This window comes from Planosporangium thailandense, assembly GCF_011947195.1.
GTDB classification, from domain to species: domain Bacteria; phylum Actinomycetota; class Actinomycetes; order Mycobacteriales; family Micromonosporaceae; genus Planosporangium; species Planosporangium thailandense.
On sequence record NZ_JAATVY010000005.1, the window covers coordinates 164,619 to 182,805 of the forward strand.

General features: G+C 70.7%; 23 protein-coding genes and 1 pseudogene. 22 read left to right on the plus strand and 2 right to left on the minus strand.

The annotated features are described in order from the left end of the window. Positions 1 to 6 precede the first annotated feature (6 nt). The 17 genes and pseudogenes from rplF to truA all read left to right on the plus strand — a co-directional run. The gene (gene rplF / locus HC031_RS10570) at positions 7 to 549 is read left to right on the plus strand and encodes a 50S ribosomal protein L6 (protein ID WP_167925046.1); all 543 of its coding nucleotides are present in this window, start codon (positions 7 to 9) and stop codon (positions 547 to 549) included. Then, on the plus strand, positions 546 to 941 hold the full coding sequence (gene rplR / locus HC031_RS10575; RefSeq protein ID WP_167925047.1) for a 50S ribosomal protein L18: 396 nt from the start codon (positions 546 to 548) through the stop codon (positions 939 to 941). Before rplF ends, rplR begins: the two co-directional genes overlap by 4 nt. 13 nt (positions 942 to 954) lie before the next feature. After that, on the plus strand, positions 955 to 1,575 hold the full coding sequence (rpsE, locus tag HC031_RS10580; protein WP_167925048.1) for a 30S ribosomal protein S5: 621 nt from the start codon (positions 955 to 957) through the stop codon (positions 1,573 to 1,575). Next, positions 1,575 to 1,757: a 50S ribosomal protein L30 gene (rpmD, locus tag HC031_RS10585; protein WP_167925049.1), complete on the plus strand. Its 183-nt coding sequence runs from the start codon at positions 1,575 to 1,577 to the stop codon at positions 1,755 to 1,757. The genes rpsE and rpmD overlap by 1 nt, the downstream gene beginning before the upstream one ends. 4 nt (positions 1,758 to 1,761) lie before the next feature. Further along, complete coding sequence (rplO, locus tag HC031_RS10590; protein ID WP_167925050.1) at positions 1,762 to 2,217, plus strand: 50S ribosomal protein L15; 456 nt, start codon at positions 1,762 to 1,764, stop codon at positions 2,215 to 2,217. 248 nt (positions 2,218 to 2,465) lie between these two features. Beyond that, positions 2,466 to 3,800 carry a preprotein translocase subunit SecY gene (gene secY, locus HC031_RS10595; protein ID WP_167925051.1) on the plus strand — a complete coding sequence of 445 codons (1,335 nt, stop codon included), beginning with the start codon at positions 2,466 to 2,468 and terminating at the stop codon, positions 3,798 to 3,800. A 37-nt stretch (positions 3,801 to 3,837) separates the two neighbouring features. After that, a complete protein-coding gene (locus HC031_RS10600; RefSeq protein ID WP_167925167.1) occupies positions 3,838 to 4,491 on the plus strand; it encodes an adenylate kinase in 654 nt (217 codons plus the stop codon). 6 nt (positions 4,492 to 4,497) lie between these two features. Further along, on the plus strand, positions 4,498 to 5,352 hold the full coding sequence (gene map, locus HC031_RS10605) for a type I methionyl aminopeptidase (protein WP_167925052.1): 855 nt from the start codon (positions 4,498 to 4,500) through the stop codon (positions 5,350 to 5,352). A 60-nt stretch (positions 5,353 to 5,412) separates the two neighbouring features. Continuing rightward, entirely contained in the window at positions 5,413 to 5,943 is a 531-nt protein-coding gene (locus tag HC031_RS10610; RefSeq protein WP_338090582.1) for a DUF1707 SHOCT-like domain-containing protein, read from the plus strand. 334 nt (positions 5,944 to 6,277) lie between these two features. After that, complete coding sequence (infA, locus tag HC031_RS10615; protein WP_007073013.1) at positions 6,278 to 6,499, plus strand: translation initiation factor IF-1; 222 nt, start codon at positions 6,278 to 6,280, stop codon at positions 6,497 to 6,499. Between the two features lie 152 nt (positions 6,500 to 6,651). Next, complete coding sequence (gene rpmJ, locus HC031_RS10620; RefSeq protein ID WP_167925053.1) at positions 6,652 to 6,765, plus strand: 50S ribosomal protein L36; 114 nt, start codon at positions 6,652 to 6,654, stop codon at positions 6,763 to 6,765. A gap of 317 nt (positions 6,766 to 7,082) precedes the next feature. Then, complete coding sequence (gene rpsM / locus HC031_RS10625) at positions 7,083 to 7,463, plus strand: 30S ribosomal protein S13 (RefSeq protein ID WP_167925054.1); 381 nt, start codon at positions 7,083 to 7,085, stop codon at positions 7,461 to 7,463. Between the two features lie 24 nt (positions 7,464 to 7,487). After that, positions 7,488 to 7,898 (plus strand): 30S ribosomal protein S11, encoded by a 411-nt coding sequence (gene rpsK / locus HC031_RS10630; RefSeq protein WP_167925055.1) that lies wholly within the window; start codon positions 7,488 to 7,490, stop codon positions 7,896 to 7,898. A gap of 20 nt (positions 7,899 to 7,918) precedes the next feature. Beyond that, positions 7,919 to 8,545 carry a 30S ribosomal protein S4 gene (rpsD, locus tag HC031_RS10635; RefSeq protein WP_167925056.1) on the plus strand — a complete coding sequence of 209 codons (627 nt, stop codon included), beginning with the start codon at positions 7,919 to 7,921 and terminating at the stop codon, positions 8,543 to 8,545. 78 nt (positions 8,546 to 8,623) lie between these two features. Next, positions 8,624 to 9,646, plus strand: coding sequence for a DNA-directed RNA polymerase subunit alpha (locus HC031_RS10640; protein WP_167925057.1), 1,023 nt, complete (start codon positions 8,624 to 8,626; stop codon positions 9,644 to 9,646). Between the two features lie 139 nt (positions 9,647 to 9,785). Beyond that, entirely contained in the window at positions 9,786 to 10,340 is a 555-nt protein-coding gene (rplQ, locus tag HC031_RS10645; RefSeq protein WP_167925058.1) for a 50S ribosomal protein L17, read from the plus strand. An 87-nt stretch (positions 10,341 to 10,427) separates the two neighbouring features. After that, a pseudogene (gene truA / locus HC031_RS10650) lies at positions 10,428 to 11,249 on the plus strand (tRNA pseudouridine(38-40) synthase TruA); the annotation flags it as partial. A 130-nt stretch (positions 11,250 to 11,379) separates the two neighbouring features. On the opposite strand, the gene HC031_RS10655 reads toward truA, so the two are convergent. Next, positions 11,380 to 12,834 (minus strand): hypothetical protein, encoded by a 1,455-nt coding sequence (locus HC031_RS10655; protein WP_167925060.1) that lies wholly within the window; start codon positions 12,832 to 12,834, stop codon positions 11,380 to 11,382. A 132-nt stretch (positions 12,835 to 12,966) separates the two neighbouring features. Between HC031_RS10655 and HC031_RS10660 the strand changes: the two genes are divergently transcribed. After that, a complete protein-coding gene (locus tag HC031_RS10660; RefSeq protein WP_167925169.1) occupies positions 12,967 to 13,575 on the plus strand; it encodes a methyltransferase in 609 nt (202 codons plus the stop codon). On the opposite strand, the gene HC031_RS10665 is transcribed toward HC031_RS10660, so the two are convergent. Next, a complete protein-coding gene (locus tag HC031_RS10665; protein ID WP_205862549.1) occupies positions 13,568 to 14,707 on the minus strand; it encodes a uroporphyrinogen-III synthase in 1,140 nt (379 codons plus the stop codon). The two genes, HC031_RS10660 and HC031_RS10665, sit on opposite strands and share 8 nt — an antisense overlap. A gap of 143 nt (positions 14,708 to 14,850) precedes the next feature. Here HC031_RS10665 and HC031_RS10670 point away from each other — a divergent pair, with 143 nt between their 5' ends. The 4 genes from HC031_RS10670 to glmM all read left to right on the plus strand — a co-directional run bounded on the left by HC031_RS10670 (position 14,851) and on the right by glmM (position 18,152). After that, positions 14,851 to 15,546 carry a hypothetical protein gene (locus HC031_RS10670; protein ID WP_167925061.1) on the plus strand — a complete coding sequence of 232 codons (696 nt, stop codon included), beginning with the start codon at positions 14,851 to 14,853 and terminating at the stop codon, positions 15,544 to 15,546. A gap of 193 nt (positions 15,547 to 15,739) precedes the next feature. Next, positions 15,740 to 16,183: a 50S ribosomal protein L13 gene (gene rplM, locus HC031_RS10675; protein WP_167925062.1), complete on the plus strand. Its 444-nt coding sequence runs from the start codon at positions 15,740 to 15,742 to the stop codon at positions 16,181 to 16,183. A gap of 35 nt (positions 16,184 to 16,218) precedes the next feature. Beyond that, positions 16,219 to 16,710, plus strand: a complete 492-nt coding sequence (rpsI, locus tag HC031_RS10680; RefSeq protein WP_167925171.1) for a 30S ribosomal protein S9 — start codon at positions 16,219 to 16,221, stop codon at positions 16,708 to 16,710. Between the two features lie 89 nt (positions 16,711 to 16,799). Beyond that, entirely contained in the window at positions 16,800 to 18,152 is a 1,353-nt protein-coding gene (gene glmM / locus HC031_RS10685; protein WP_167925063.1) for a phosphoglucosamine mutase, read from the plus strand. Positions 18,153 to 18,187: the final 35 nt, after the last annotated feature.

Consider the following 18,187-nt stretch of genomic DNA (forward strand, 5'->3'; position numbering starts at 1 on the left):
TCTGCAATGTCGCGAATCGGACGTAAGCCAATTACGGTGCCCACCGGCGTCGATGTCACCATCGATGGCCAGACCGTCTCGGTCAAGGGGCCGAAGGGGCAGCTCTCGCACACTCTCGCCGAGCCGATCACGGCCGAGCGGGGCGAGGACGGCCAGCTGTACGTGAACCGGCCCAATGACGAGCGCCGGGCCAAGGAGCTGCACGGCCTGTCCCGCACGCTGATCGCCAACATGGTCGTCGGCGTTACCGAGGGTTACCGTAAAAGCTTGGAAATCGCCGGCACCGGTTACCGCGTGCAGGCCAAGGGCTCGGACCTGGAGTTCGCCCTCGGCTTCTCGCACCCGGTGACGGTCACGGCGCCCGCCGGTATCACCTTCACCGTCGAGCGGCCGACGCTGTTCCACGTCGCCGGCATCGACAAGCAGCTGGTGGGCGAGGTAGCCGCGAACATCCGTAAGATCCGGCCGCCGGAGCCCTACAAGGGCAAGGGCGTCAAGTACCAGGGCGAGGTCATCCGCCGCAAGGCTGGAAAGGCAGGTAAGAAGTGACGGCCACGCTGCTTCAGCGCCGCAACTCCGGCGGCACCGCCGCGGCGCGCCGCGTCGGGCGCGCACGCCGGCACTTCCGCATCCGCAAGAACCTCAGCGGTACGCCGGCGCGCCCGCGCCTGGTGGTCACCCGCACGCTGCGGCACATCACCGCGCAGGTGGTGGACGACACCAAGGGCCACACGCTGGTTTCGGCCTCGACGCTGGACGCCTCCATCCGCGGTACCGAGGGCGACAAGAGCGCTCTCGCCCGCAAGGTGGGCGCTCTGCTGGCCGAGCGGGCGAAGGCCGCGGGCATCAGCAAGGTCGTCTTCGACCGCGGCGGCAACCAGTACGCCGGGCGGATCGCCGCGCTGGCGGACGCCGCGCGCGAAGCCGGACTCGAGTTCTAGGAAGGAACCCCTAATGCCAGGTCAACAGCGCAGGGGCGGCGGGTCCGGTAGCACCGAAGGTGGCGGCCGTCGCGATAACCGCCGTGAGGGCGGCGGCCGGGGCGGCGCGCCGGCCGAGAAGACTCCCCACCTTGAGCGGGTAGTCGCGATCAACCGGGTGGCCAAGGTCGTCAAGGGTGGTCGTCGGTTCAGCTTCACCGCGCTCGTCGTGGTGGGCGACGGCGACGGCACCGTCGGCGTCGGCTACGGCAAGGCCAAGGAGGTGCCCGCGGCGATCGCCAAGGGCGTCGAGGAGGCCAAGAAGCACTTCTTCAAGGTGCCGCGGATCGCCGCGTCGATCCCGCACCCGGTGCAGGGCGAGGACGCCGCCGGCGTCGTGCTCCTCAAGCCGGCCAGCGCCGGTACCGGCGTCATCGCCGGTGGCCCGGTGCGCGCCGTGCTGGAGTGCGCCGGCATCCACGACGTGCTGTCGAAGAGCCTCGGCTCGTCGAACGCGATCAACATCGTGCACGCGACCGTGAACGCCCTGCGGAAGCTCGAGTCGCCGGAGGCCGTCGCGGCGCGTCGTGGCCTCCCGGTCGAGGACGTGGCGCCGGCTGCCATGCTGGCGGCCCGGGCCGGGGTGGGGGCGTGATGGCACGGCTCAAGGTGACCCAGGTACGTTCGGAGATCGGGTCGAAGCAGAACCAGCGGGACACGCTGCGTTCGCTCGGCCTGAAGCGGATCCGTGACGTGGTCGTCAAGGAAGACCGTCCCGAGATCCGAGGCATGATCCAGACGGTGACGCACCTCGTCCGGGTCGAGGAGGTCGAGTAGTCCGATGACGATCAAGATTCACGACCTGCGGCCGGCCCCCGGCGCCAAGACCGCGAAGACCCGGGTGGGTCGCGGTGAGGGCTCCAAGGGCAAGACCGCCGGTCGGGGCACCAAGGGTTCGAAGGCCCGCAAGAACATCTCGGCGGCGTTCGAGGGTGGGCAGATGCCCCTCCACATGCGCCTGCCGAAGTTGAAGGGCTTCAAGAACCCGTTCAAGGTCACGTTCCAGGTCGTCAACCTGGACAAGCTGGCCGAGCTGTTCCCCCAGGGCGGCGAGGTCGGCCCGGCCGAGCTCGCGGCGGCCGGTGCGGTCCGTAAGGGCCACCCGGTGAAGGTGCTCGGCACCGGTGACCTGGGCGGCGTTGAGCTGCAGCTCACCGCGCACGCGTTCAGTGCCTCGGCCCGCGAGAAGATCGCGGCCGCCGGTGGCTCGACGCGGGTGGTCGGCGAGGAGTCCTGACGGACCGTCCTTTGGCCATGTCGTTCATCGACTGTCCGGCGCGATCTCCGATCGCGGTGCTACCGCATCGCGGTCGGAGATCGTCGCATGGCGGTGGGTGTACTCGGCGCGGGCGTGTTGCTACGCGCGCGTGCTGTTAGAGTCCGTTGCAAACCATCACTCGTACGCATCCGACCGAACTCTCGCGGCGTGGCCGTGGGAGAACCCTGAACCGCCCGGATGGCGGAAGCTAGGCGCAGGAGGAAGCCGTGTCATCCCCCTTCATCAGTGCGTTCAAGACGCCTGACCTGCGCAAAAAGCTGATCTTCACGGTCGCGATGATCGCTGTCTATCGGCTGGGCGCCACCCTGCCGAGCCCCGGCGTGTCGTACACGAACGTCCAGAAGTGCCTGAACGTCGTCAACAACGGCGCACAGTCGGGCGTGTTCAGCCTGCTGAACCTGTTCTCCGGCGGCGCGCTGCTGCAGCTGTCGGTGTTCGCGCTGGGCATCATGCCCTACATCACCGCCAGCATCATCCTCCAGCTGCTCACCGTGGTCATTCCGCGGCTGGAGCAGCTCCGCAAGGAGGGTCAGGCGGGCCAGGCCAAGATCACACAGTACACCCGATACCTGACCCTCGGTCTGGCGATCCTGCAGTCCTCTGCGTTCGTGGCGCTGGCCCGTTCCGGGCAGCTGTTCCAGAACATGTGCGACCAGTACCCGATCGTGCCGAGCACCAAGCTGCCGATGTGGCTCACGGTCGGGGTTCTCGTCATCACGATGACGGCCGGCACCGGGGTCATCATGTGGCTCGGCGAGCTGGTCACCGACCGCGGCATCGGCAACGGCATGTCCGTGCTGATCTTCACGTCGATCGCGGCCCGGCTGCCCGCCGAGGGACAGTCGATCTGGCAGAAGAGCCCGTACAGGTTCGTCGCGGTGCTGGCCGTCGGCGTCCTCGTCATCGGGTTCGTGGTCTTCCTCGAGCAGGCGCAGCGTCGGGTTCCGGTCCAGTACGCGAAGCGGATGATCGGCCGCCGGATGTACGGCGGGACGTCGACCTACATCCCGCTCAAGGTCAACCAGGCCGGCGTCATCCCGGTCATCTTCGCCTCGTCGCTGCTCTACCTGCCGCAGCTGGTCATCCAGCTCATGGGGCAGAAGGCGACGAACAACAGCGTGCTGCTCTGGATCGACCGGCACTTCGTCCAGCAGAGCGCGCTCAGCGGGCCGTACTACATCGGGGCCTACTTCCTGCTGATCATCTTCTTCACCTACTTCTACGTGTCGATCACCTTCAACCCGACCGAGGTGGCCGACAACATGAAGAAGTACGGCGGGTTCGTGCCGGGTATCCGTCCCGGCAAGCCGACGGCGGAGTACCTGGACTTCATCCTGAGCCGCATCACCCTCCCGGGCGCGCTCTACCTCGCCGTCATCGCGGTGCTGCCTTACCTGTTCATGAACTTCGTCGGCGGTAACAAGCAGAACTTCCCGTTCGGTGGCACCGCCGTACTGATCATCGTCGGCGTCGGGCTGGAGACGGTCAAACAGATCGAGAGCCAGCTGATGCAGCGCAACTACGAAGGGTTCCTCAGGTGACCGGGCCGGGGACCGCGAGCGAGTCGGGGGCATGCGCGTGAGGTTGGTGCTGGTCGGTCCTCCTGGGGCGGGCAAGGGGACCCAGGCCGAGTTCATCGCCGCGCATCTCGCCGTGCCGAAGATCTCCACCGGGGACATCTTCCGGGCCAACGTGTCGCAGGGCACCCCGCTCGGGGTGGAGGCGAAGCGCTACATGGACGCCGGCCAGCTCGTCCCCGACGAGGTGACCATCAACATGGTCCGGGACCGCCTGGCCGAGCCGGACGCCGCCGACGGCTTCCTGCTCGACGGGTTCCCGCGTACCGTCCCGCAGGCGGCCGCGCTCGACAAGCTGCTGGCCGACATGGGTTCGGCGCTCGACCTGGTGCTCGAACTCGTCGTCGACGACGACGAGGTGATCCGCCGCCTGTCCGGCCGGCGCACGTGCCGGGGCTGCGGCAAGATCTGGCACGTCGAGTTCGACCCCACCTCGCGGGAAGGCATCTGCGACCGGTGCGGCGCGGAACTGTTCCAGCGTGACGACGACAAGGCCGAGACGATCGCCAACCGGCTCGTCGAGTACGCCAGCAAGACCGCGCCGCTGGTCGACTACTACGGTGCCCAGGGCAAGCTGGTCGGCATCGACGCCACCGGCCCGGTGGAAGACGTGACCGTCCGGGCGATCGACGCCCTGCGCTCCTACGGCGGGTAACTGGTGATGGCCGACCGACACTGGGACATCGAGTACAAGACGCCGGAGCAGATCCGCAAGATGCGCGTGGCCGGTCTGCTCGTGGCCGCCACCCTCGACCGGCTGCGGGCAGCGGTGGCGCCCGGAGTCTCCACCGCTGACCTCGACGCAATCGCCGAAGAGTCGATCCGCTCCGGTGGTGGGATCCCGTCGTTCCTCGGTTACCACGGCTACCCGGCCTCCATCTGCACCTCGGTCAACGACCAGATCGTGCACGCCATCCCCGACCCGAAGGCCGTGCTGCGCGAGGGCGACGTCATCTCGATCGACTGCGGCGCGATCGTCGACGGATGGCACGGCGACTCGGCGATCACCGTTCCCGTCGGGGAGGCGCCCCGGGACGTGCTGCGGATGGCCCGGGTCGCCGAAGACGCCATGTGGGCGGGTATCGCCGCCGCGGCGCGCGGGGTCCGATCGGGCCGTGGACGGCTGACCGACATCTCGCACGCGGTCCAGTCCAGCGTCCGCAAGGCCGGCCGGTACGGGATCGTGGAGGGCTACGGCGGGCACGGCATCGGCAGCCAGATGCACCAGGACCCGTTCGTTCTCAACTACGGCAGGCCCGGCAAGGGGCCGCTGCTCCAGGCGGGGCTGTGCGTCGCGATAGAGCCGATGCTGACCCTGGGCCGGCCGCGGACCGTCGAGTTGGAGGACGGCTGGACGGTCGTGACGGCCGACGGCTCACCCGCCGTGCACGTGGAGCACACGGTCGCCATCTGCGAGGACGGTGTGTGGGTGCTCACGGCTCCCGATGGTGGCCGCGAGCGTCTGGGCGACCTGGCCTCCGAGACGGCGCGGACGGAATCCACCACGCAGGCATGACTGTGCCCGGTTGGGCATGGCATGCTGCGCTAGCAACAGTTCGCTGCGGGGGAGACGGGCGTGGTGGATCGGCGGGAGGATCTCCGGGCGGCCGATGTCGATCGGCAGTTCGTGGCTGAGCGGCTGAAGGCTGCCCTGGACGAGGGGCGGCTGTCGCTGCACGAGTACGACGACCGGCTGCGGGAGGCGTACGCCGCGCGTACGTACGGCGACCTGGACCGGCTCCTGGTCGACCTGCCGCCGGTACAGCCGGCGCAGCGCTCGCAGGTCGTGCCGGCGTCACCGGCGCAAGGCGCCGCGAACCCGACCGCCGCGCAGGAGCCGGAGCGCCCCGAACGGCGCGGCTTCCCCAAGTGGATCTTCGCGGCGTGGAGCGGGTGGCTGACCGTGTCCATCATCGTGAACGTGATCTGGCTGCTCACCGGCGCCGAGGGCGACTACTGGCCCAAGTGGGTCATGGGGCCGTGGGGGGCCGTCCTGCTGGCCGGCACGATCAACGGCCTGGTCTGGGGTGGGCAGCACAAAGACGACAGCAAGGCGGCGCGGCGCCGGGCGCGGCAGGAACGGCGACAGGCTCGCCGGGGTTACTGACGCTGCCGGGAGCAGCGCGGATTACCTGACGCTGCCGGGAGTAGCGCGGGTTACCTGACGTTGCCGAGGGGTACCGGGAGTCGCCTGACGCCGCCGGCGACGACCGCCATCTGAGAGCCTGTGACACGCCCGACCGCGGGTGCGCGGGGACCCGGTTTGCCGTTGGCCGTATCCCGCGCGTAGACTGGTCCACCGGCGCACAGCGTCCCATCTGGCATGCCCGCCCTGCGCTTCGGCGGTTGTCAGATTCCGCGGCTGGCGTGAGCGACGATACGTCGCTCACGAAGGACGATGTGAGCTAGCCAACCAGTCCCGACGTCAGGTAGCGGAGGACATGCCGAAGAAGGACGGGGCCATCGAGATCGAGGGCCGAGTGATCGAGCCACTCCCGAATGCGATGTTCCGGGTGGAGCTCGCCAATGGCCACAAGGTCTTGGCCCACATCAGCGGCAAGATGCGTCAGCACTATATTCGCATCCTGCCCGAGGACCGGGTCGTCGTCGAGCTTTCGCCGTACGACCTGACCCGCGGGCGCATCGTCTATCGCTACAAGTGAGCTGACGGTCGGGCCGACCGTTGTTCAGGGCCCTCGAGGTCCGGTGACGACGTGGCGGAGACAGAGCTCGAATAATGGTCGGTTCCCTGCTCAGGGCCGGGCACGTTTCGGTGTGCCCGGGCATGGTGGGGACGGGAAGTAAGGCACACACCGTGAAGGTCAAGCCGAGCGTTAAGAAGATCTGCAACAAGTGCCGCGTGATCCGTCGGCACGGCCGGGTCATGGTCATCTGCGCCGACCCGCGCCACAAGCAGCGCCAGGGCTAATGACCAGCTCTGGGCCGCAACGCGTAGCGCGCGGGCCAGAGTGGTCAAGGGCAGCGTCGGGTCGTCGCGCATAGCGGGCGGGCCGGCGTCGTCGCCGTCTCTGGCACCAGCCAGCTGAATACAGGCTCGTCCCAGCCGCGAGCATCGTGTCGCCGACAGCGGTCGGCACTTCGTGGCTCACCCCCGGTCGGAGGCCGGGGCCCGATCGGGCAACGACCGTTCCAGGTCGTGGTGCGGCATCGCACCGAACCGGAACGATCGGGTCGGGGCGGGACGGGCACAGACCTCCGAACGAACCACGAGGAGCACGCCCGCACATGGCACGTCTAGCCGGCGTCGATCTTCCCCGCGACAAGCGGATGGAGATCGCGCTCACCTACATCTTCGGCATTGGCCGTACCCGCGCCATCGAGGCGCTCACCGCCACGGGCATCAGCCCGGACAAGCGCGCCAAGGACCTGACCGACGAAGAGGTCGTCCTGCTGCGCGACTACATCGACGCGAACTTCCGCGTCGAGGGCGACCTGCGCCGCGAGGTCGCCGCCGACATCCGGCGCAAGGTGGAGATCGGCTGCTACGCCGGTATCCGGCACCGCCGGGGCCTGCCGGTGCGCGGACAGCGCACCCGCACGAACGCGCGTACCCGCAAGGGTCCCAAGCGCACGGTCGCCGGTAAGAAGAAGCCGGGCAAGAAGTAAGAAGACTTAGGAGCGCATACACAGATGCCACCCAAGGCACGCGCCGGCTCGGCCGCCGTCAAGAAGGTCCGGCGCAAGGAACGCAAGAACGTCGCGCACGGCCAGGCGCACATCAAGAGCACGTTCAACAACACGATCGTCTCCATCACCGACCCGACCGGTGCGGTGATCTCCTGGGCCTCCGCCGGACAGGTGGGCTTCAAGGGCTCGCGTAAGTCGACGCCGTTCGCCGCGCAGCTGGCCGCCGAGGCGGCCGCTCGCCGCGCGATGGAGCACGGCATGCGCAAGGTCGACGTCTTCGTGAAGGGCCCGGGCTCGGGCCGGGAGACCGCCATCCGTTCGCTGCAGGCCGTCGGCCTCGAGGTCGGTCAGATCTCGGACGTGACGCCGCAGCCGCACAACGGGTGCCGTCCGCCGAAGCGTCGCCGGGTCTGAGGTCTTGAGGAGATAGATAGATGGCACGTTACACAGGAGCCGACTGCCGTCGGTGCCGCCGCGAGAAGATGAAGCTGTTCCTCAAGGGCAGCAAGTGCGAGGGGCCGAAGTGCCCGTTCGAGTCGCGTCCCTTCCCGCCCGGTCAGCACGGCCGCGGTCGGCCGAAGGACACCGAGTACCTGCTGCAGCTGCGTGAGAAGCAGAAGGCCCGCCGCATCTACGGCGTGCTGGAGAAGCAGTTCCGCAGCTACTACGAGGAGGCGGTGCGCAAGCCGGGCAAGACCGGTGAGGTGCTGCTGCAGATCCTCGAGTCGCGGCTGGACAACGTGGTGTACCGGGCCGGGTACGCCCACTCCCGGGACATGGCCCGTCAGCTCATCACGCACGGCCACATCGTGGTCAACGGCAAGAAGGTCAACATCCCGTCGTACCGGGTTCGCGAGCACGACATCGTCTCGGTCCGCGAGAAGTCGCGTGAGCTGACGCCGTTCGTCGTCGCGGCCGCGCAGGCCGGATCCCGGCCCGTGCCGGCCTGGCTCGAGGCGATCCCGACCGACATGAAGATCCTGGTCCACTCGCTGCCGGCGCGTCAGGTCATCGACACGCAGGTGCAGGAACAGCTGATCGTCGAGCTCTACTCGAAGTAGTGCGTGTGGGGGGCATCCGCCCCCCACAAAAACGTTGGCGTCATATGGCGGGCGCCCGACGTACTGGAGGAAAAGCAAGTGCTCATCTCTCAGCGGCCGAGCCTCTCGGAAGAGCAGCTCAGCGAAACCCGTTCGCGGTTCACCATCGAGCCGCTCGAGCCCGGCTTCGGGTACACCCTCGGCAACTCGCTGCGGCGTACCCTGCTGTCGTCCATCCCGGGCGCGGCTGTCACCTCGATCAAGATCGACGGTGTCCTGCACGAGTTCACCACGATCCCCGGGGTCAAGGAGGACGTGGTCGAGCTGGTCATGAACGTCAAGGAGCTGGTCGTCAGCTCCGAGCACGACGAGCCGGTCTCGATGTACCTGCGCAAGCAGGGCCCCGGCGACGTGACGGCGGGCGACATCCAGCCCCCGGCCGGCGTCTCGGTGCACAACCCGGACCTGAAGCTGGCGACGCTCAACTCCAAGGGCCGTCTGGACATGGAGCTGACCGTCGAGCGGGGCCGCGGCTACGTCACGGCGGCGCAGAACAAGCAGGCCGGCCAGGAGATCGGGCGCATTCCGATCGACTCGATCTACTCGCCGGTCCTGAAGGTCACCTACCGCGTCGAGGCCACCCGTGTCGAGCAGCGCACCGACTTCGACCGTCTGATCATCGACGTCGAGACGAAGCCGGCGATCAGCCCGCGTACGGCGCTGGCCTCGGCCGGTTCGACGCTGGTCGAGCTCTTCGGCCTGTGCCGTGAGCTGGACGAGACCGCTGAGGGTATCGACATCGGCCCGTCGCCGCAGGACGCCCAGCTGGCCGCCGACCTCGCGCTGCCGATTGAGGAGCTGGACCTGACGGTCCGGTCGTACAACTGCCTCAAGCGGGAAGGCATCAACACGGTCGGTGAGCTGATCGGGCGCACCGAGGCCGACCTGCTCGACATTCGCAACTTCGGGCAGAAGTCGATCGACGAGGTCAAGATGAAGCTCGCCGGTATGGGTCTGGGTCTGAAGGACTCGGCCCCGACGTTCGACCCGTCGCATGTCGTGGACTCCTTCGCCGAGGTGGACTACGACGCCGAGGACTACCGCGAGACCGAGCAGCTGTAACTCGCTGCACCGTCGCGGCCGGCCGGCCGCGCTGTATGACGGGGGCCGGTTCGTCGGCCGCTCGACAGTGGCCGGCCGACTGCTGCGGAACTATCGCGGCCGGGCGGCCGCGCCGGATTGTTACTGAGGAGCCCGAAAGATGCCCACGCCCACCAAGGGTCCCCGCCTCGGCGGCAGCCCCGCGCACGAGCGGCTGATGCTGGCGAACCTCGCCACGTCGCTGTTCAAGCACGGCCGTATCCAGACCACCGAGACCAAGGCCAAGCGGCTGCGCCCGCTGGCCGAGCAGCTGATCACCCGCGCGAAGAAGGGTGACCTGCACTCGCGCCGTCAGGTCCTCACCGTGGTGCAGGACAAGGACGTGGTGTACACGCTGTTCGACGAGATCGCGCCCCGGTTCGCCAACCGCAACGGCGGTTACACCCGGATCGTGAAGACCGGTCCGCGTAAGGGTGACGCCGCGCCGATGGCGATCATCGAGCTGGTCGAAGAGCTGGTCCCGGCTGCGCCGGCCAAGCCGGCCAAGGCCGCCGCCCGCAAGGCCGCCAAGACCGAGGCCGTCGCGGCGCTCGCCGGCGCTGACGAGGAGGTGCTGCCGGAGTCGACTCCGGCGGTGACCGAGGCGGTGGCCGAGGCGACGGAGTCGGAGACGGCCGAGGCTGAGAAGCCGGCGGACGAGGCCGACAAGTCCTGACATCGTGCTGGTAGCAGGCCCGGTCCCCGATACGGGGGCCGGGCCTGCTGCGTTGACCTGAACTGCCTGGCGGCGTGGGAGCGGAACGTGACTGACGACACCAGCCTGCGGCTACGCCTCGACGTGGCCTACGACGGCACCGACTTCTCCGGCTGGGCGGTGCAGCCCGGGCGGCGCACCGTCGCGGGGGTCCTGACCGAGGCGCTCGATCGGCTGTTCGGCGGCGTCACCGGCCTGACCGTCGCCGGGCGTACCGATGCCGGCGTGCACGCCACCGGCCAGGTGTGCCACGTGGACGTGGCCGCGGGGCGCTGGGCGGACCTGTCCGCGACGGTGCCGCGGCGGCTCGCCGGGCTGCTGCCGCCCGATGTGCGGGTACGGGCCGTACGCCCCGTGCCGGCGACGTTCGACGCGCGCTTCTCGGCGCTGTCCCGCCGGTACGTGTACCGCGTGACCGACGCGCCCTACGGCGCTGATCCGCTGCGCCGCCACGACACGCTCGCCTGGCCGCGCCCCCTCGACCTCGACGCGCTGAACGCGGCGGCGGCCGGGCTGCGCGGGGAGCACGACTTCGCGGCCTTCTGCCGTCGCAAGGAGAACGCCACGACCGTACGGGCGGTCAGCCTCCTGGAGTGGAGGAGGGAGCCGGACGGTGTCCTGGCCGCCACGGTCGAGGCGGACGCGTTCTGCCAGTCGATGGTCCGCAGCCTGGTCGGCGGGATGCTGGCGGTCGGCGAGGGGCGGCGGCCGCCGTCGTGGCCGGCCGGTCTGCTCAGCAGGCGGGAGCGCGCCAGCGAGGTGACGGTGGCGCCGGCGCACGGGCTGACCCTGGTGGCCGTGGCGTACCCGCAGGACCCGGCGGACTACGCCGAGCGCGCGCAGGTGACCCGACGCCGCCGTGACGCCCCGCCGGTGCCGGCCGAACCGACGGCGCCGGCTGAACCGACGGTGCCGGCCGACCCGACGACGCTGTTCGACCCGCCGGCGCCGGCCGGTACGCAGGAACCGGTGGGAACGGCGGGCGGCTGACGCCACCCGGTCACTTCGGAGTGCTGATCGGCGTCGTCGCGCGGGCACCGAGCACGCTGTCGCGCAGGTAGCCTTCGACGACATCGGAGATGACCTGCTTCGAATCGGGGTCGTCCGCGGTGATCGCCTTGCCGTCGGCGCGCGCCACCACGCAGTACGCGAGAAAGTGTCCGCGCGGGTGCCAGCCGAGCGTCGTGGGCGCGCGCACGATCGCGTCGGTGCCGTCGCCGGCCGCCAGCCCCGTGAACCGGCCCTTCTGTGCGTCCAGCGTCGGTTTGATCGTCTCGTACGCCTGGTTGGCGCTCGCCGCGTCCTTGAGGTTGACGATTCCGGCGGTGATCAGGAACTGCGAGTCGGGAGACTTGAGCGTGCCGCGTACGACCTGTGAGCAGCCCAGGCCGGCGAGGAGCGTGGCGAGGTCGTCGGTCGCGGCGGTCGCGCAGTCGGTCGCCTGTGTCTTGAGCACCTGGTAGGTCGCCCCGCCGATCGCGACCTGCTGGCCGGGGAACAGTTCCTTCTCGGAGAGCGGAGCCTGGTCGACGTCGCGGCTGGAGATGTCCCGGGCTTTCACCACCGGCCCGGCGGTCGACCGCGTCGCCGCGGAGTTCGCCCGGCCATCGTTGATCAGCAGGTATCCGCCGTAGGCGACGGCGGCGAGCACCAGGACGGACACGAGACCCAGCAGTCTTGACGACCAGGCGGTGGGCTGCGTCGAGGGCCGTTGCGCGGCCCTGGGCGGGTAACCGCCCCGCGTGCGCCCGGCGGGCCCGTCCGGCCGCTGTCGGGGACGGATGGGGGCGCTGTCACCGGCGGCGCGGCGACCGGAGCCCGTCCAGGAATCGTCGACGGGCAGGCCGGCGGCGGGGGACGGTACTCTCGCCGACCCCGGCGGGCTCACCCGGCCGGTCACCGACGCCCGGCCGCGGGGCCTGACGACCCGGTCGGGCCCGTCCACAAGGGGTGCGCCCCGGACCGGAACCGATGCGGACGCGGCGGCCCTGGCGGATCTCCCCTGCCGCGACACCGGGACGCTGTTGCCGGCCGGCGGGTCCGGCTCGACGGCCCGCCGCCGACCACGGACGGGGCGCTCGTCGGCGGCCGGGGACCACTGCTCGCTGCTCGGCGGCAAGGACGCTTCCGCTTCCCGGCCGAAGCGGGACGGCTCCCGCTCCCCGGGCTCGGCGTGGCGACCGGACGTGTCCCGGTCCGCGGGGCGGTACCGCGCGGCCGCACTGGGCAGGTCGCGCGTAGCAGCGGGCGGGTCCGCCAGCGCAGCGGGACGCCGGTCGGCCGGCTCGTCGTCGCGGTCGGGACGAATGCCGGCGAGCCAGTCTTCGTCGTCGCGGTCGGGCCGGATACCGGCGAGCCAGTCCTCGTCGTCGTCGGAGTTCGCATGGCGAGCGGCGCCGGCGCGGCGGGAGGAGGCGGTCGACCACCGTCGCCGAGGCGCGCTCCCGAACGTCATGTGGCACAGAGTATCCGAACGGATGACGCCGGGATCACCGCTTCTGACGGGCGACCTGGAAGCGGACAGCGGGGCCCGCGCCGCGTGGGGGAGGAGAACACGGGGGAGAACACGGGGAGGGAGAATGCGGTGGTGAGCGGAGAGCACTACTTCACGGCCGAGCCGACCGCGCCGCAGCGGCAGCGGCACATCGAGTTCGACGTGAACGACCGGACCTACCGGCTGGCCTCGTCGGCCGGTGTCTTCTCGGCCGACCGCCTCGACCCCGGCACCGCGGTCCTGCTGCACAAGGCGCCCCTTCCCGATCCCGGTGCCAAGGGGGCCCTGCTGGACCTCGGCTGCGGGTACGGGCCCATCGCCGTCGTCCTGGCCACGAGCGCACCGGAGGCCCCGGTGTACGCAGTGGACGTCAACACCCGGGCCCTCGACCTCGTACGCGAGAACGCGTCGACGCTCGGCCTCGACATCGACGCGAGGACACCCGACCAGGTGCCCGATGACGTCAGGTTCGCCGAGATCTGGTCGAACCCGCCGATCCGCGTGGGCAAGTCGGAGCTGCACGACCTGCTGAGCCGGTGGCTTCCCAGGCTCGCCGACGACGGGGTGGCGTGGCTGGTCGTGGCGCGCAACCTCGGCGCGGATTCGCTGCAGCGGTGGCTGGTCGAGCGCGGCTGGTCAGCGGAGCGCCACGCCAGCCAGAAGGGGTACCGGGTCCTGCGGGTGACCAGAAGCGTCAGCTGACCGGTAACCGGTAGCCGCGCTTGACCACGGTCTGCACGTACCCGGCGCCGCCGAGGCCGTTGCGCAGCCGCGCCACCGCCATCTCCACGGCGTGCTCGTCCGCGCTGCGGGGGAGCACGCGTCGCAGGGCGGCCCGCGACAGTACCTTTCCCGGGCGGTCGGCCAGCGCCCGCAGCACCGCCATCGGGCCGGGGGCGAGCGGGCGCAGCACGCCGCCCACGATGGCGGCGTGCCCGCGCAACGTCACCGGGGTTCCGGCCACGCACAGCGTGCGGGCGCGCCGTGGGAGTTCGGTGGCGAGCAGGTCCACGAACGTCTCGAGCCGGGCCCGGGACGGCACGGCGACGGGCACGGGTACCGGCAGTTCGCGCAGCGGCGCGGCCGCGCACCGCCCCGGACAGGCGGCGAGCACGTCGGTGCGCAGGGCGTCCAGCACTCTGCCCGCGTCGGTGCCGGCGGCGTGCAACAGCGCGCCCACCGCGGGCGCCGAGGTGAACACGGCCGCGTCGACCAGCCGGTCCGCGATCAGGTCGACCAGCCTGCGCAGCGGCGCGGGGTCGGCCGGGGCGGCCCACCGGTACGCCGGCACCTCGACGACGTCGGCGCCGGCCGCGCGCAGGGCGGCGCCGAACGCGTGCTCCGGGTCGGCGTCGCGGTACAGCGCGACGCGCCGGCCCGCGACGCCGAGGTCGAGGAGGTGGTCGAGCACCTCGTCGTCGCTGCCGTACGCCGGTGACCAGGCGCTGACGAGCCCGACGGAGCGCGCCGCCCGCGCCGGGGCGACGAGGTGGCCGGCGGCCAGCCGCGAGCGGAGGGCGTCGGCCTGGCCCCACCCGTCGGCCGCGCACAGCCAGCTTCGCAGCGCGCCGTCGGTCGTCGCCACGACGGCGTCCAGCGAGCCGGCCACGCAGTCCAGCGTCGCGCGGCGCAGCGGCGCGTCGTCGGGCAGCGGCGCGACGCGCACGACCTGGGTGGTCACGACGCGGGCGCCGCGCCGCCGCAGCAGCGCGGTCAGCGCGTCGCGGCGAGGGTCCGCCGTGACGGAGACGGTGAACCCGGCCAGTGGCCGGATGCCGCCCGTGGTTGCCGTGGACGTGCGCGCCGGGCCGCACAGGTCGACGGGTACCTCCATGCCGCACCAGCGTGCCGGCCGGCCATTTCAGTACGGCGTCCCGGGTGTTTCGCGCCTGCTAACCGCTGCCGTTGCCGGCTGCCGTTCGGCGATCGGGGGCGGTGGGTATCACCCTCGTGTATGTCACACACGGAGGTGTAATGATGCGGATCGCCAGAACCGCCTTCGTCGCGGCCGGGCTCGCCCTGGGGCTGGCCGGCTGTGCCTCGAACGGGTCGCTCACGGCCGAGCCGGGCGTCTCCGGCTCCGCCGGCGCGTCGGGTGGCGCGTCGACGGGCCCGCAGGGGAGCCCGTCGGCCGGGGCCTCGGCCGCCGGCGTCGCCAACCGGTGCGTGGTCGGTACCTGGAAGTCGACCGAGTTCACCTCGACGATCGACGCGGGTGGCGCGCACGGAACGGTGAGTGGGGGCAGCGGGGTCACCGTGACGATCGCTCCGAGCGGCTCGGCCGACATCGGCTTCGACGGGATGCAGCCGGTCACGTTCGACTCGACGGTGGGCACCGCCAAGGTCAGCGGCCAGTTCGTGTACGGGGGGAAGGTCGACGGGGCGGTTCAGGTGCCGGAGAGCGCGACGTCCACCGGCGTGTGGAAGCCGGTCGGCACGGCCGACTGGAGGACGCTGACCGTGACCGTCGACATGACCAGCCCGGTGCGGGCGCGTCCGTTCGACCATGTCAAGATCGGTGACTTCGCGAGCGCCGGCAACGGCCAGACCGGTGGCAGCGTCGACCTGCAGCCGATCCTGCGCGAGGGTACGTACGAGTGCAGCGGCAGCACGCTCAAGCTGGGCCCGCCGCCGGGGCAGTCCGGCGGTACCTGGGTGCTCCAGCGGCAGTGATCGGCGGGGGAGCGGGGTGGCCGGCCCCACTTTGACCCACAGCGGTGACTGCGGGTATCGTGGTCGGCTGTTGTGCTATGGCTGAGGCGTCCCTTCAATCGGGTACGCTTGCCAGGTGTGCGCCCGCACCGGCGAGGCGCTCCCGGCGTTGGCCGGGCCGACACCCCGCAAACGACGAGACGAAGGTAGACCTGTGCGTACGTACAGCCCGAAGCCGGGTGAAATTGAGCGTCAGTGGCACGTCATCGACGCTTCTGACGTCGTGCTGGGCCGGCTCGCGACCCACGCCGCGACACTTCTGCGTGGCAAGCACAAGCCCACGTTCGCGCCGCACGTGGACACCGGCGACTTTGTGATCGTCATCAACGCGGGCAAGATCGCGCTGACCGGTAACAAGCGCCAGACTAAGGTCGCTTACCGCCACTCCGGCTACCCGGGCGGTCTGAAGCGCGTCGGCTACGAGGAGCTGCTGACCAAGCGGCCCGAGCGGGCGATCGAGCTGGCCGTCAAGGGCATGCTGCCGCACAACAAGCTCGGCAACCGCCTGATCAGGAAGCTCAAGGTGTACGCCGGCCCCGAGCACCCGCACGGCGCGCAGCAGCCCGTGCCGTACGAGATCAAGCAGATCGCGCAGTGAGCGCGGGCGAAGGAACTGACGTGAGCGAGACCACCATCCCCTCGCCGGCCGACGCCGCGCCGGCGACCACCGAGACGCCGAGCACCACGCCGGCCGCTACCGCTACCGCTACCGCCACCGCCACCCGGCCCCGTCGGGCCGAGCGCCCCATTCAGACGGTGGGCCGCCGCAAGGAGGCCATCGTCCGGGTGCGCCTGGTGCCGGGCACCGGCCAGTTCACCCTCAACGGCCGCTCGCTGGAGAACTACTTCCCGAGCAAGGTGCACCAGCAGCTGGTGCGCGAGCCGCTCGTGATGACGGAGAAGGCCGAGAGCCTCGACGTGCACGCCAACCTGCGTGGTGGCGGCATCACCGGCCAGGCCGGTGCGCTGCGCCTCGCGATCGCGCGCGCCCTGGTCGAGTTCGAGAGCGACGACCGTCCCGCCCTGAAGAAGGCTGGCTTCCTCACCCGTGACGCGCGGGCGACCGAGCGCAAGAAGTACGGTCTGAAGAAGGCCCGCAAGGCGCCGCAGTACTCGAAGCGCTGACGCCTTCCTTCTTTCGGTCGGATATTTGACAGCGACCGGGCGCACCCCTTCGGGAGCGCCCGGTCGTTGCTTCTTTGTGGAGGTGTTCCATGGGTCGTCTCTTCGGGACCGACGGGGTGCGCGGTCTCGCCAACGCGGATCTGAGCCCCCAGCTCGCGCTGTCGATCGCGGAGGCGGCCGCGCACGTGCTCGCCGAGCGGGACCGGACGCACCCCCCACGGGCGATCGTCGGGCGTGATCCGCGGGCCAGCGGTGAGATGCTGGAGGCGGCTGTGGTGGCCGGGCTGGCCAGCGCGGGCGCTGACGTCCTGCGGGTGGACGTGCTGCCTACGCCCGGCGTGGCGTACCTCGTCGCGGAGACCCGGGCCGACCTCGGTGTGATGCTCTCCGCGTCGCACAACCCGATGCCCGACAACGGCATCAAGCTCTTCGCCGCCGGGGGCCACAAGCTCCCCGACGAGGTCGAGGACCAGATCGAGGCGCTGGTCAGCGGCGCCGGCGGGTCCTGGCAGCGGCCGACCGGGGCGGCGATCGGACGGGTGCACGACCTGATCGACGGGCCGGAGGCCTACGTCAGCCACCTGGTCGCGGCAACCCCGCACCGCCTCGACGGGCTGCGCGTCGTCGTCGACTGCGCCAACGGCGCCGCCTCCCTGATCGCGCCGGAGGCGTACGAGCAGGCCGGCGCGGAGGTCGTGGCGATCTCGGCCGAGCCGGACGGGCTCAACATCAACGACAACTGCGGCTCGACCCACATGGACGCCCTGCGCGCCGCGGTCGTCGAGCACGGCGCGCACCTGGGCATCGCGCACGACGGCGACGCCGACCGGTGCCTCGCCGTCACCGCCGAGGGCGACGTGGTCGACGGTGACCAGATCATGGGCATTCTCGCCATCGCGATGCGGGACGCGGGCACTCTGACCGACAACACGCTCGTGGCGACCGTCATGAGCAATCTCGGGCTGAAGCTGGCGATGGCCGACGCCGGGATCAACTTCGTCGAGACGAAGGTCGGCGACCGGTACGTGCTGGAGGAGCTGCGCGGCCGCGGACTCGCCCTGGGCGGCGAGCAGAGCGGGCACATCGTGCTTCCGGCGTACGCGACCACGGGCGACGGCATCCTCACCGCCCTCCAGCTCATGAGCCGGATCGCGGAGACGGGCAAGCCGCTGTCACAGCTGGCGTCGGTGGTGCGGCGGCTGCCGCAGGTGCTCATCAACGTGCGGGTCGGCGACCGGGCCGCCGCGGCCGACGCCCCGTCCGTGCGGGACGCGGCGAAGGCCGTCGAGGCCGAGCTGGGCGGCACGGGCCGCGTGCTCCTTCGCCCGTCGGGGACCGAGCCGCTGGTACGGGTGATGGTCGAGGCGTCGACGGAAGCGATCGCCCAGGAGTCGGCCGAACGCATCGCGGACGCCGTACGGGCGGCGAGCCCGGCGCTGTAGCACCGCCGGGAGACGCACGTTACTGGCGAGTAGTA